We start from the raw sequence: 12,675 nt of genomic DNA on the forward strand, positions 1-12,675 counted from the left end.
GCCGGACACGGCTCCGTCGTCCCGATGGCCTGCTGCCGTGGACGTTCGCGCACGGCGCGGCGTGGTCCGGGGCCTTCACCACTTTTTGTGATGTGCTTCGTTCGGGCGTTTCCCTAGCGTGTTTCGGGCAGAGCTTTTGCCGGGCCTTTGCCGATGCCTCCCGGCCGGTGGCGGACCGTCCCGGGGGATGGGAGGGGCGGCCCCGCGGGGGCGCCGTCGAAGTCCGCCCGGGACGAACAAGGACATGAGGGACGCCGCATGGGCCACCCAGCCACGATCCTGACACCGCTGCCCGACCGGGCCCTGGGGTGGCTCAGCTGGAGGCGGCCCCTGATCGGGGTCGAGCCGCTGCCGCTTCCCGAGTGGACCGAACCGCGCCCCGACCCCGACGCCATCCGCGCCGCCCTGCACCAGCGGCAGGGCGAGGTCGTCCGGCAGCAGCAGCTCGCGGCGCACAACCTGGCCTTCTACCGGAAGGCCGTCTGGTCGGCGGTCGCGGCGGTCGGCTACTCGGCGCTCACCACGCTCGGACTGCTGCTGACGTTCGCCGTCACGGGGACCCCGTTCGAGGCGGTCTCCGCGGCGGACTCCCCCGCGGCCACCGTCCCGACGCACTTCATCGTGGCCGGGTGGGCCTCGTTCTTCGCTCCCTGGTTCGCCGTCGTGGCACTGCGCCACCGCAGGCGGCTCGGCGCGAGCCGGGTCGGCTGGGGCCTGTTCCTCCTCCTGGGCCTGGGACTGTGGTTCGCGGCCCTGGCGGCCTCCTTCCTCACGTTCGGGCTGTCCTTCTCCCTCCTGCCCGGCGCGGTCGGCCTGTGGGTCCTGTTCACCCGCCCCACCGTCTACAACATGGACTTCGGCACCACCGGCAGGGCGCCCCTGACGCTGTGGACCCTCTACCGGCGGGTCGGCGGGGAGGAGGCCGGGGGCCGCAGGGCGATCGCCTCGTTCGAGCGGCGCGTGGCCGAGGCGGTCGCGGAGGCCGAGCGGGAGTTCGGGGAACGCCACCGGCGCTTCCACGCCCAGCTGGCGGGCTCCTCCCCGTTCGGGGTGGTGGCGCCGCCCGAGCAGCAGGACATCGTGGCCGTGGGCGGCAGCCCGATGGAGCGCGGCGACATGCTGCACCACTTCGGCGTCGCCGCGATCGCCCGGGGAAACCGGATCTGGGTGCTGGACCTGGAGGGCAGGGGAGCCGGCGACCGGCTGCTCGGCGAGGTGCGGCGGCACGGCCGGCCCGCCGGGTGGCTCTCCGCGGACGACGACGCCGCGCTGGTCGCCGCCTTCGACGCGCTCTCGGCGACCCGCGGCAGGCGCCACCAGATCACCGAGGCGCTCGCGTCGGCGTTGGCCGACGACGCCGACAGCGGGGTGAGCAGGCAGGCGCGCAGCACCGCCGACACGCTGAACCGCCTCGGCCGCATCCTGCACGAGACGCGGGGCGCGATCACGGTCGCGGGCCTGCACGCCGCGCTGGAGGTCCTGCTCGGGGGAGGCGGGGAGGCCCCCTCCCGTGCCGTGGGCGACGACTTCGGGCTCGACGACGCGGCGGTCGGACCGGTGGCGGGGCTGGCGCCCGACGCGGCGGCCCGGGTCCGCGCCGCGTTCACCCGCCAGGACCGCGAGCACTTCCACGCCGCCTGGACCGAGCTCCGCGTCAAGCTGGCGGGCCTGCTCCCCGACGACGACGGCCCCGCGCGGAGCGCCTGGACGCCCGACGCCGACCTCTCAGGGGCGTCCGTCCCGCTGACCCTCGCCTCGTTCGACCGGGAGCTGCGCGCGGCCATGCTCCTGGCGCACCACATCGAGCTGCTCCGCTGGGGGACGGTCCCGCCCCCGGCGGCGCTGGCCGTCGTCGGCGTGGACCGGGTGCGCCCCGAACTGCTGCGCCAGCTCTCCGAGGTGGCCGGGTCCGCCGGGATCCGGCTGCTGCTGATGTTCAACGAGCTGACCCCGGCCGTCAGGGACCTGGCCCGCGGCCGCCGCGCCGTCGCCGCGTTCGGCGGGCACGGCGCGGCGGCGGCCGAGGAGCTGTCCGACCTGTTCGGGAAGGACTGGATCCCGAGGCTCCAGTCCTACCAGCGGACCTGGTCGGAGGCCGAGTCGGTGTCGCGGGCCGAGGCGTCGGGCCGCACCTGGTCCAGGACCGAGAGCGAGCAACGCACGCGCTCGTTCAACACGTTCTCCTCCCACGGCTCCAGCGGCGGCGGCGAGGGCGGTCCGGTCGACCAGCGCAGCAGCGGGTACGGCAGCTCCACCGCCAGGTCCCACGGCGTCTCCGACACCAGCGGCGGATCGTGGACCGGGACCGACACGCGGGGAACCACGAGCCAGCAGGGCGGTTCGGCGACGACGCAACTGGAGTACGAGCGCCGCGTGACGGGGAGCGTCATCAGCGGCCTGGCCCCCTTCACGGCCGTCCTCAAGGCCGGGGACGGCGTGGCCTTCATCGACGTCAAGGCGGACATGCCGATGCCGCCGCAGCTGACCGGTGACGCGCCGCCCCTGCCGCCCCCGCCCGCCCCGAACCCGGGGCCGGCGGCCGGTCCCGCCGTCCCGTACGGCGGCCCCCAGCAGACCGGTCCGTACCCGCAGCAGCCGGGGCCCGCGCAGCCGTATCCGCCGGGCGGGGGTCCCCACCAGGCCGGCTCCCACCAGGCCGGTCCGTACCCGCAGCAGCCGGGTCCCGCGCAGCCGTATCCGCCGGGCGGGGGTCCCCACCAGGCCGGCTCCCACCAGGCCGGTCCGTACCCGCAGCAGCCGGGTCCCGGCGGCCAGCGGTTCTGATGGCCGTCGACGCGTGGGCCGCCAAGGAGGCCGAAGCCGAGCAGGCCCTGATCACGCGCCTGTTCGAACACCGAGGACGCCCGGGGAGCGTCTTCCGGGTGGCCTCGGTGCCGCTGCTGGAGCGTGCCGCAGCGCTCGACCGGCTGACCGCGCCCCTGGTCGCCGCCTACCAGCTCGGGGCCAAGGTCTTCACCGCGTGGACGCACGAGCCCGGCGGCCCCTTCACGGTGCGGGTCGGCGGCACCCACGGTTTCCCCGTCTGGCAGCCCGACGCCGGGGCGGGCCCGGGGCGGCTGCTCTTCCCGCCCGGGGCGACGGCCTCGGCGGAGGGGGACGCGGCCGCCGTCCTCGGCGGAGAGGTGCGGGCACGGCCCTTCTGGGCGCGCCTGGGCGGGGTGCTGGACTCGGCGGCGGCCCCCGCCGACGCGGTCCCCGGCGTGATCGAGGAGCACGCCCCCTTCCTCTCCGCGACCCCCTTCTGCCTGCTCGCCATCGCCGTTCCGGTGGAACCGGCCGAGGTCGAAGCCGAGCGCGCCCGCGTCGCCGAGGCCCTGCACCGCGACGACCAGCGGATCGAGCGCGGCACCGCGGACCTGGCCCGCGCCCGCCTGGAGGCGCGCCTGGCCGATCACACGATCGCGTCGGCCGCCGGGCTGTGGCGGGTGCACGCCCTGGCCGGCGCCCCCGACGAGGCCACCGCCGCGCAGGTCGCCGCCCTGTGGGCCGCCGCCACCCGGCCGCCGGCCGGGACCGCGCACCGCCTGGTCCCGGTCGGAGCCCCCGGGCCGCTGCGCACAGCGCTCGCCGCGACCCTCGCGCCGACCGGCCCCTTCGCCCCGGCCGCGCCGTTCACCGCGGGCAGCGCCGCCCTGGCCGCGGTGTGCCGGCCCCCGGTCCAGGAGGTGCCGGGGGTGCAGGCCCGCGCCACCAACCCCTTCGACACGGCCGTGGACGACACCGGCGGGGTGGACTTCGGCGAGGTGCTGGACCAGGCGGGCGCCCCCGTGGGACGGCTGCGGGTGCCGCTGGCCGGCCTGGGCCGGCACACGTTCGTGCACGGCGCGACGGGCGCGGGCAAGAGCCAGGCGATCCGGCACCTGCTCACCGAGTTCTCCCGGCTGGGCATCCCGTGGGTGGTGCTCGAACCCGCCAAGAGCGAGTACGCGTCGGGGATGCAGGAGCGGCTGGACGCCGTCCGGGACGAGCTCCCCGACCCGGCGCTGGCGGACGTCCACGTCATCCGGCCGGGCGACCCGGACGCCACCCCGGCGGCCCTCAACCCGCTCCGCCCCGAGCCCGGGTTCTCCTACCAGTCGCACCTGGACGCCTTCACCGACCTGGCCGTGGCCTCCTTCGACGCCGAGTCGCCCTTCCCCGAGGTCCTGGTGCAGGCCGTCGACCGCACGGTCCGCGAGGCGGGCTGGGACCCGGCACTGACCGAGACCGTCCGCGCGCTCGCCGACCGCTACACCGGTGGCGCGGCCCCCGCCCACCCCGACATCGCGGACCTGGTGCGCGCCTGCCACGAGGTGATCGACGCCAAGGGGTACGGGCGCGAGGTCGCCGGGAACGTGCACGGCTTCGTCGACATGCGGCTGGGCACGCTGACCACCGGGACCAAGCGGGCCGCGTTCACCGCCGGCTACCCGCTGTCGCCTGCCAGGGCGCTGGACCGCAACGTCGTCCTCGAACTGCAGGACCTGGGCACCGACAGCGACCGCGCGCTGTACATGGGCCTCTTCCTGTCCCGGCTCGGTCAGGCGGTGCGGGTCCGCCACGCCCGCGACCCGCGGCCCGGCCGGGTGCGCAACGTGGTCGTCGTCGAGGAGGCGCACCGCCTGCTGCGCGACCCCGAGCGTCTCACGGGCGCCGCGGCCCGTGCCGTGGAGAGCTTCACCGACCTGCTCGCCGAGGTGCGCAGCCAGGGCGTGGCCCTGGTCATCGCCGAGCAGATCCCGCGGAAGATCGCGCCCGACGCGGTGAAGAACACCGCGGTCAAGTGCATGGGGCGCACCCCGGCCAGGGACGACCGCGACTTCGTCGGCGCCTCCGTCGGGTTGACCGAGGAGCAGTCGCGCGAGGTCGTCTCACTGCCGCCTGGAGTGTTCGGGGTGCACGCCGAAGGCTTCGACCGGCCCGTTCTGGCGCGCTTCCCGCACGTGGTCGAGAAGGGCGGCGCGCGGGCGCGCGATCCCGCCCCGCTCGTCGAGGACCTGCCGCCCTGGTTCGGCCGGGCGGCGCCCGGCGGGGCCGCGGTCCAGCGCCACCTGTCGTGGGCGGCCCAGCACCTGGAGGACCCGCGCATGGTGCTGCTGTGCGAGCTCTCGGTCGTCAGCCACCTGGCCCACGAGCCGATGCCGCGCCCCGCGCGGGGCGCGGTCGCCGGGCTGGTGGGCCCCCTGCGCGGCGCGGACGGGGACGACCTGGCGGTGGACGTGCTGGTCGGGACCCTGGTCGCGTCGGCGGTCAAGGCCCGCCGACGCGCGCTCGGCGCCTACCCGGCCGAGGAGCTGGCGGAGGCCGTCGCCGCCGCGGTGCGGGCGGTGCTGGCGGGCGCGGACGCGCGCCGGCCGGATCCGCGCTGGCGCGGCCGCCTGCACCAGTGGCTGGCGGTTCGGGAGGCCCTGCGGTCCCGGCCGGACGACGCCGATCCCCATCCGGACACCGCGCTGTGGGAGTCGTGGGGCGTGCGGTACGTTTCCGGCCGCACCATCCGCGACCAGCGCCGGAACCTGGAGCGCCACTCCGCCATGGCGGACGGCGAACTCGCCGACGCGCTCCTGGGCGTCCAGCGCCCCGGGGCGATCGAGAAGGCCGCCCGCTCCCTGGGGTACGGCCTGGACAGGCTGCCCTACCTGCTGAGGTTCCTGGCCAACCGCGGGGACTTCGACGGGGTCCGCGAGCAGATGCTCGGCGCGGCCGGGCGCCGCTGAGCACACGACGGCAGAGAGAGGAGCACGGGTGAGCGAGATCGACGGGCCGGGAGACGACCAGCCGGACCAGCCCGACCGGCAGGTGGAGCGGAAGGAGGCGGTCGAGGAGCCGCAGGCGGTCGAGGGGGAGGGGTACAACGCCGAGTCCCAGGAGGTCGACGACCTGCTCGGCGAGGAGGAGCGGCCGCAGGCGGGGCCCTTCGACCACCTCAGGGACCAGGCGGGGGACATCGGCAGGACGCTCCAGGACAGCGGTGTGGAGCACCGGGGCGTCGAGGACGGCGGCCCTGGCGGCCTCAAGTCCCCCGACACGGGTCCGCGCCCCGATTCCGACGGCGACGGCCCGGGCCGGGGCCGGTCGCCCTTCTAGCGTCCGGTGCCCGTTGCTCCCGCCGATCTCGGCCTTTCCGGGGTCTCGGAGACGGCCGAGACCCCGGAAAGGCCGAGATCGGCGGGGAAGCCCCCGCAGGTCGGGCCCCACTCCCGCCCCCTCCGTGGGAGTGGGGCCCGACCGGTGCCCCGCCGGCCGGTCACCGGCCGGCGGGGCCGGGGTGCGGCGGGCCGCGCTCCCCGGCACGGACCCCTCCGGTCCCGTGCGCGACGCGGCCCGCCGCACCCCCTTGTCCCCCCTGTCCTCCGGATCGGGAAAAACCCCGTGTGTTCGTTGAACGTCCACCGCCGGGAGTGTCTTCCCGCTCCCCGCGCCGGATTCCGGGTCGCGGATGCTGGGGGTGTGCCGTTCCGGGCCGGACCCCTCCCGCTCAGACCCGCCACACCCCGCCCCCGTGCACCGTCAACCCGTTCTCCGGCCGCCCGCGGCTCCGGCGCGGCGCTCCCCCTCGCCCGTCGCCGGGGCGGTGCCGGTCATCCGGCGGTCGCCGGTGTCCGGTGTGCTTCCGGAGGCCTCACCGGGCCTCCCGAAGGGCCCAGGGAAAAACCCACTCCCACATTCCAGTTCACCCCCTCCATGGAAATTCCCTTCGCCGATCCGGTCGGCAGCGGCTCCGCGGCACACGCCGGGGCGCGTGCGGAGCACTTCCGGATCGGGAAACCGGTCCCCCGTTCCCCGCGCGGGGCCGGACCGCGTACGGGGATCGGTACGAGGTCTCCCGTCCTCCCCGGACGTGCTCGGCCGCCCACCCCTCAGAGGGTGGCCGAGCGTCCCGCGCGGCGCCCGCGCACGGTCCCAAACCCCGCGCGGTTCAGGCGCGGGCGGGACCGTCGGTCGTGTGGGCCGACGCCGCTCCGTGGTTTCTGCGGCGCCGGCACGTCCGGCGGGGACCGGGGCACCGGGCCGGTGGAACAGCGGTTCCGTCGGTCCGGTGATCGAGGGGGATCAGGCGCTGTCGGGGCGGTGTCTGTCCGACGCCGTCCCCGGAGGCAGGTCTCTTCCCGCCGCGGCCGCTGTTCCGATGCCGCCCGGCAGGCCCCCGCCCAGGGGGTTGCCCTGGGGTCTGCCGCCGTCGCGCCTGATCACGACCGTGTCTCCTGTCAGCAGGGGGTTGCTTCACGGCAACTGTAATCAATCAAGCGCGTTCTGTCAGTGAAGAGCGGAGATTGGATGAAAAAAAATACACCTGGACGCGTCCGGTGTTTCTCGGTGGAGGTCTGCGGAGTCGGGAAGCTTCCCCGCTACTTTTCACGACGTTTCCAGACAGATCGGTTCCATGCCGTGATTCCGGTGGGGGGAGTAAGCGGTGAGAGGCGCGTTTTCCCCGGTCGTCGACGGCGGGGGATTGTGGGGCGGATAGGGGGAGTGGTCGCGGAGACCCTCGCGGAAAATGCTTTCCATGGTGGAAATGAAAGAAGTCACCCGAAATACCGAGTCGTATCCGGATGCCACGCGGCGGCGAATCCGGTTCACTGTCGGTCTTCCCTGCGGCCCGCCGCCGACGCGTGGCCGCGTCCGCCGCCGCCTGCTCGGTCGGAGCCGGACTATAGGGTCGTCCATGCCGAAACAGGCTTAGGCGCGGGCGAGAGTGACGTGACCGGACCAATGGTCCCGGCCGTCCGCGGGCCCGCGTCGAGAGAGTGGAGAGCAGGACCGCGTTTTGGCCGAAGAGCACCGGAACGAGAACAAGCCCCCCGAGACCGGCCCGGTCGCGTGGGAGGACCTCGACGACGAGGCACTCCGGAAGGCCGCGTACGCCCTCATCGACCAGGCGGAGCCGAATTCCGGAGCGGCCGCGCTGATCGACGCCATCATCCGGGAGGAAGAAGACCCCCGAACCCCCTGATCCCGCCCTCTCCACCGTGATCCTGCTGATTTCCCTCGTGCTCTCCCGAGAAACGCGAGGAGAATCGCAAGATCACGGTGGTAGGGGGCAGGGTTGTCCACAGGGAGGAGACCAGGGAGGGGGCACGCCGGGAGGAGCGGTGAGAGTGAAGGCACGCACTCCTCGAATCCGCGTACCCCGCCGCCGGTCCCGCACCCCGCCCCGCCCGCCGCGTCCTGCGGCCCCGCATCCGGGTCCGTCCTGCGGCCCGGGCCCTGCCCCGCCCGTCGCGCCTTCGCCCGCCGGATGCGCATACCGGCGGCCGGAGGATCTGGCGGCCCGGGGGTCCCTCCGGCGGCGTCACCACGGTGTCCACCGGGTGGCCCCTCCCCCCTCCCGTGATCCGGCGCAGGGGCCGCCCGAACTGGTGGTGGAAGCCGACGGCCGTGCCGCACACGACCCGCTCCCCGGCACCGGCCCCCTGGGAGGCCGGGCAGCGGATCCGTCGGGAGACGGGGCAGCGGACCCGTTCGTCTCCGGCCGGCAACGGCAGAACCGCCTCGGGCTGCTCTTCCCCGAGGTCAGGCTGCTGCGTTTCACCTGGGCCGACTCGCGTCGCCCCGAGCGGATCGCCGCCGGGGTCCGCGCGGTGCCGAACCTTCCGGCCCCACCGTGATCTTGTGGTTTTCCCGGCAGTCCTTCGACGGACACTGGGAAGACCACAAGACCACATAAGATCCCAGGGCGAAGACGCAGGTGCGCATGGCCCCGCCCCGGAGGGCCGGACCGCGCGTCACAGCGAGGCGATCAGCTCACGGCAGACCATCTCGCAGCGGCGGCACGCCTCGGCGCACACGCGGCAGTGCTCGTACTGTTCGGCGTGCAGGGCGCACTCGTCCGCACACGCCTTGCAGCTCTGGGCACAGGCCTCCAGGATCGCGCGGGTCATGTTCGCGTCGTAGCCGGTGTGCCGGGACAGCACCCGTCCGGTGGTGTCGCACTGGTCGGCGCAGTCCAGGTTGGTGCGGACGCACTTGGCGAGCCCGGCGGCCGTGTCCTCGCTCAGACAGGCGTCCGCGCACGCGGTGCACGCCTGGGCGCACTCGTAGCACGCGTCGATGCAGGCCCGCAGCTTCTCCCGGTCCACCCCTCCCAGGCTCTTGGGGTAGCTCTCCAGCATCTGCTGGGCAACACTCATAACGGCCTCCTCACTCCGGCCCGGCGCCGGCCCGAACGGTTCAGGACGAGTGGGGCGCCGGTTCCGATCCTGCCGCTAACCGCTGGTCCGGGCGGTAAACCGCCTGGTCCGGGCGTCGGACCGCTTCCAGGGCGCTCCGCCGGAACGGCGCGGCCGACAGAGGGCCGACTAGTATTGTCCGCATGACCGGACCGTCGGAAACGGACGTTCTGGTGGTCGGGGCGGGCCCCACCGGGTTGGCGCTGGCCGCCCAGCTCGCGGCGTGCGGGGCTCGGTTCCTGATCGTGGACCGCGCGACCGACCCGGCGCGCGAGTCGCGGGCGCTGGTCGTGCAGCCCAGGACACTGGAGGTCTTGGCGGGCCTCGGCGTCACCGACGCCCTCCTCGCCCGGGGGAACCGCGCCGTCGGGCTGCGGATGCACGCGGGAGGCCGGTCCGTGCCGCTGCGGCTGTTCGACATCGGGTCCTCCGACACCGCCTACCCGTTCCTGCTGTTCCTGTCCCAGGCCCGGACCGAGCGGGTCCTCGCCGACCACCTCGCCGACGAAGGCGTCCTGGTCGAGCGGGGCGTGGAGCTCTTCGAGGCCGAGGACGGGCGCGACCACGTCACCTGCATGCTGCGGCGTCCCAACGGCAAGACGCGGCGGATCCGCGCGCGCTACCTGATCGGCTGCGACGGTCCGCGGAGCAGCGTCCGGGGCGCCGCCCACATCGAGTTCGGGGGCCGGGCCTACCCGCAGACGTTCCTGCTCGGCGACGTCGAGGCCGACTCCCTGGAACCCGGCACGGTGCACGCCTTCATGGGGGAGCGCGGCCTGCTGTTCTTCTTCCCGCTGGGCGGCCCCGCCACCTGGAGGGTGTTCGGCACGCGCCCGCCGGACGCGGTCCCGGCCGCGCCGGGGTCAGGGGGCCTCCTGTCCGACCTCCAGGAACTGGTCGACGGGTACACCGGCGAGACCGGCGAAGCCGTGCGGTTGAGCGACCCGGTGTGGTTGACCGAGTTCCGGCTGAACTGCCGCCAGGCCGTCCGCTACCGGCGGGGGCGCATGTTCCTCGCCGGGGACGCCGCGCACGTGCACAGCCCGGCGGGTGCCCAGGGCATGAACACGGGGATCGGGGACGCCTGCAACCTGGGCTGGAAACTGGCCCTCGTCACCCGGGGCGTCGCGGACGAGGTCCTGCTCGACTCCTACGACAGCGAACGGAGGCCGGTCGGCGCGGCCGTGCTGCGCCTGACCGACCGCGCCTTCTCGGCCGCGACCTCCACCGGCCTGCTGCCCACCCTGGCGCGCACCCGGATCGCCCCGCGTCTGGCGCCCGCCGCGCTGCGCCTGCCGTGGGGGCGGTCCTCCGTGTTCCGCGCTCTCTCCCAACTCGCCGTCGGCTACCGCGACAGCGAGGCCGTGGCCGAGGGGGACCCCGCGCCGCGGCACGGGCCGAGAGCGGGCGACCGGCTTCCCGACGCGTCCCTGACCAGGGACGGCGCACCGGTCCGGCTGCACCAGGCGCTCGCCGCGCCGACCTTCCACCTGCTGCTGTGCGGCCCGCCCGAAGCCTGGGCGAAGCCGCGCCTGACCGCGCTGCGCGACGCCCACGGCGGAGCCCTCGCCGTCCACCACCTGACCGCCGACCCCGCCCCGGGGGCCCTGTACGACCAGGGCGGACGGCTGCTGCACGACCTCGGGGTCACCGGGGGCGGCCACTACCTCGTCCGCCCCGACACCCACATCGCCCACCGGGGAGCGGGCCCCGGCCTCGACGGGCTCCACGCCTACCTGGACCACTGGCTCACCGGCGCCGCGCGATGAGCGGGCGTCCCGGCCCGAGCGGGCCGGGAGCCGCCGACGGGTCAGGCGGGGGTGAGCCCTCCGACCTCGGCGAGCAGTTCGAAGGACCGCAGCCAGGCCTTCCGGTCGACGGCCGTGGAGGCGACGATCAGCTCGTCGGCGCGCGCCTGCCGGGTGAAGCGGTCCAGGTACTCCCGGACCTCGGCCGGGTTCCCCACGGCCGAGTACTTGGTCATCTGCAGGATCTGCCGCCCCGCGGGGGCGTCCAGGACCGCGTCCGCCTCCTGCGGCGTGAACGTGCGTCCCCGGCCGAGCAGCAGGCTCACGCGGGCGCGCTTGGCGGCCAGGAAGTGCTCCTGCGCCTCCTCGGTGGTGTCCGCCGCGATGACGTTGACTCCGGCGATGACGTACGGCTGGTCCAGGTGCGCGGACGGCTGGAACTCGCGCCGGTAGGCCGCGACGGCGTCCTCCAGCGCGTTCGGGGCGAAGTGGGAGGCGAAGGCGTAGGGGAGCCCGAGCGCGGCGGCGAGCTTGGCCCCGAACAGCGAGGATCCCAGGATGTACAGCGGCACGCCGGTGCCCTTGCCGGGGACGGCGTCCACGCCCGGGATCCGGGACTCGCCCGTCAGGTACCCCTGTAGTTCGAGGACGTCCTGCGGGAAGGAGTCGGCGGACGCGGGGTCGCGGCGCAGGGCCCGCATGGTCTGCTGGTCGCTGCCCGGCGCCCGGCCCAGGCCCAGGTCGACGCGGCCCGGGTGCAGCGTCTCGAGGGTGCCGAACTGCTCGGCGATGGTCAGCGGGGAGTGGTTGGGAAGCATGACGCCGCCCGCGCCCAGGCGGATCGTCCTGGTGTGCGCGGCGACGTGGGCGATGAGGACGCTGGTCGCCGAGGAGGCGATGGAGGCCATGTTGTGGTGCTCGGCGTACCAGATCCGCCGGTAGCCCCACTCCTCGGCGTGCTGGGCCAGCGTCACGCTGGCGCTCAGGCTGTCGGCCGCCGTTTCCCCCTCGCCGATGTGTGCCAGGTCAAGAATGGAGAGCGGGACTGCCATGGAAGGCGGGCCTTTCGGTGCGGGAGCAGAACGGGCGCCACAGCCGTCGGCCGCGACGCGTTCTGGGTACAACCGCGCCGCCGTCGCGGTTATTTCACGTCGACCGGGACCCGCGACCGGGCCGGCGGCGGGCCCGTTGCGGGGCCTTCCGTCGCCGGCCGCTCCCACGCTCCGGGGTGGGAGGATACCCGTGTGCGCGCTTCGACGACGGACTGGGCCATCGCCCCCGTTCCCCCCGACCACCCCGACGCGGCCGCCGTGCTCCGCCGGTACACCGCCGATGTGGCGGGCCGCTACTACGGCCGGCCGGCCACCGAGGAGGAGGTCGACGCCGCGATCGCCGGGGACCCCAGCGACGATCTGGCGCCGCCCGACGGGCTCTTCCTGCTCGCGCGCGGCCGGGACGGCGTCGCCGGGTGTGTCGGGGTGCGGCGGGTGGACGCCGGGACCGCCGAACTCAGGCGGCTCTTCGTCTCCGCCGAGGCGCGGGGGAGCGGCTGCGGCTCCGCCCTCGTCGCGGCGGCCGAGCAGGCGGCGCGCGGTCTCGGGGCCGCGACGATACGCCTGGACACGCGCCGCGACCTCGTCGAGGCCAGGAGCCTGTACGCCCGGCGCGGCTACACCGAGGTCCCGCCCTTCAACGACGGCCCCTACGCCGACCACTGGTACGCCAAGCGGCTGTGACCCCGGCGCCCCGAGGCCGTG

The 12,675-nt window shown here is 75.0% G+C and carries 9 protein-coding genes; 7 read left to right on the forward strand and 2 right to left on the reverse strand.

Going from position 1 to position 12,675, the window contains the following annotated elements; all coding sequences use genetic code 11:
• Window positions 1–258: 258 nt before the first annotated feature.
• The 5 genes from EV190_RS08670 to EV190_RS08690 all read left to right on the forward strand — a co-directional run bounded on the left by EV190_RS08670 (window position 259) and on the right by EV190_RS08690 (window position 8,609).
• Entirely contained in the window at window positions 259–2,784 is a 2,526-nt protein-coding gene (locus tag EV190_RS08670) for a proline-rich domain-containing protein (protein ID WP_133740948.1), read from the forward strand.
• Window positions 2,784–5,717: an ATP-binding protein gene (locus EV190_RS08675; RefSeq protein WP_133740949.1), complete on the forward strand. Its 2,934-nt coding sequence runs from the start codon at window positions 2,784–2,786 to the stop codon at window positions 5,715–5,717. Before EV190_RS08670 ends, EV190_RS08675 begins: the two co-directional genes overlap by 1 nt.
• 28 nt (window positions 5,718–5,745) lie before the next feature.
• Window positions 5,746–6,087, forward strand: coding sequence for a hypothetical protein (locus tag EV190_RS08680; RefSeq protein ID WP_133740950.1), 342 nt, complete (start codon window positions 5,746–5,748; stop codon window positions 6,085–6,087).
• A gap of 1,681 nt (window positions 6,088–7,768) precedes the next feature.
• Window positions 7,769–7,954 carry a hypothetical protein gene (locus EV190_RS08685; protein WP_133740951.1) on the forward strand — a complete coding sequence of 62 codons (186 nt, stop codon included), beginning with the start codon at window positions 7,769–7,771 and terminating at the stop codon, window positions 7,952–7,954.
• Between the two features lie 358 nt (window positions 7,955–8,312).
• Window positions 8,313–8,609: a hypothetical protein gene (locus tag EV190_RS08690; RefSeq protein ID WP_133740952.1), complete on the forward strand. Its 297-nt coding sequence runs from the start codon at window positions 8,313–8,315 to the stop codon at window positions 8,607–8,609.
• A gap of 117 nt (window positions 8,610–8,726) precedes the next feature.
• On the opposite strand, the gene EV190_RS08695 is transcribed toward EV190_RS08690, so the two are convergent.
• Complete coding sequence (locus EV190_RS08695; RefSeq protein WP_133740953.1) at window positions 8,727–9,131, reverse strand: four-helix bundle copper-binding protein; 405 nt, start codon at window positions 9,129–9,131, stop codon at window positions 8,727–8,729.
• A gap of 182 nt (window positions 9,132–9,313) precedes the next feature.
• On the opposite strand from EV190_RS08695, the gene EV190_RS08700 reads away from it, so the two are divergent.
• Window positions 9,314–10,939 carry an FAD-dependent monooxygenase gene (locus EV190_RS08700; protein WP_133740954.1) on the forward strand — a complete coding sequence of 542 codons (1,626 nt, stop codon included), beginning with the start codon at window positions 9,314–9,316 and terminating at the stop codon, window positions 10,937–10,939.
• Window positions 10,940–10,980: 41 nt separating this feature from the next.
• Here the strand turns inward: EV190_RS08700 and EV190_RS08705 are convergent, their stop codons facing one another.
• Window positions 10,981–11,970, reverse strand: a complete 990-nt coding sequence (locus EV190_RS08705; protein ID WP_133740955.1) for an LLM class flavin-dependent oxidoreductase — start codon at window positions 11,968–11,970, stop codon at window positions 10,981–10,983.
• 192 nt (window positions 11,971–12,162) lie between these two features.
• Between EV190_RS08705 and EV190_RS08710 the strand changes: the two genes are divergently transcribed.
• A complete protein-coding gene (locus EV190_RS08710; RefSeq protein WP_133740956.1) occupies window positions 12,163–12,654 on the forward strand; it encodes a GNAT family N-acetyltransferase in 492 nt (163 codons plus the stop codon).
• Window positions 12,655–12,675: the final 21 nt, after the last annotated feature.

The sequence above is a fragment of the Actinorugispora endophytica genome (assembly GCF_004363075.1).
In the GTDB taxonomy this organism is placed as follows: domain Bacteria; phylum Actinomycetota; class Actinomycetes; order Streptosporangiales; family Streptosporangiaceae; genus Actinorugispora; species Actinorugispora endophytica.

Coding starts and splice junctions, on each gene's coding strand:
- EV190_RS08670 (WP_133740948.1), top strand. CDS start 259: ATGGGCCACCCAGCCACGATCCTGACACCGCTGCCCGACCGGGCCCTG.
- EV190_RS08675 (WP_133740949.1), top strand. CDS start 2,784: ATGGCCGTCGACGCGTGGGCCGCCAAGGAGGCCGAAGCCGAGCAGGCC.
- EV190_RS08695 (WP_133740953.1), bottom strand. CDS start 9,131: ATGAGTGTTGCCCAGCAGATGCTGGAGAGCTACCCCAAGAGCCTGGGA.
- EV190_RS08700 (WP_133740954.1), top strand. CDS start 9,314: ATGACCGGACCGTCGGAAACGGACGTTCTGGTGGTCGGGGCGGGCCCC.
- EV190_RS08705 (WP_133740955.1), bottom strand. CDS start 11,970: ATGGCAGTCCCGCTCTCCATTCTTGACCTGGCACACATCGGCGAGGGG.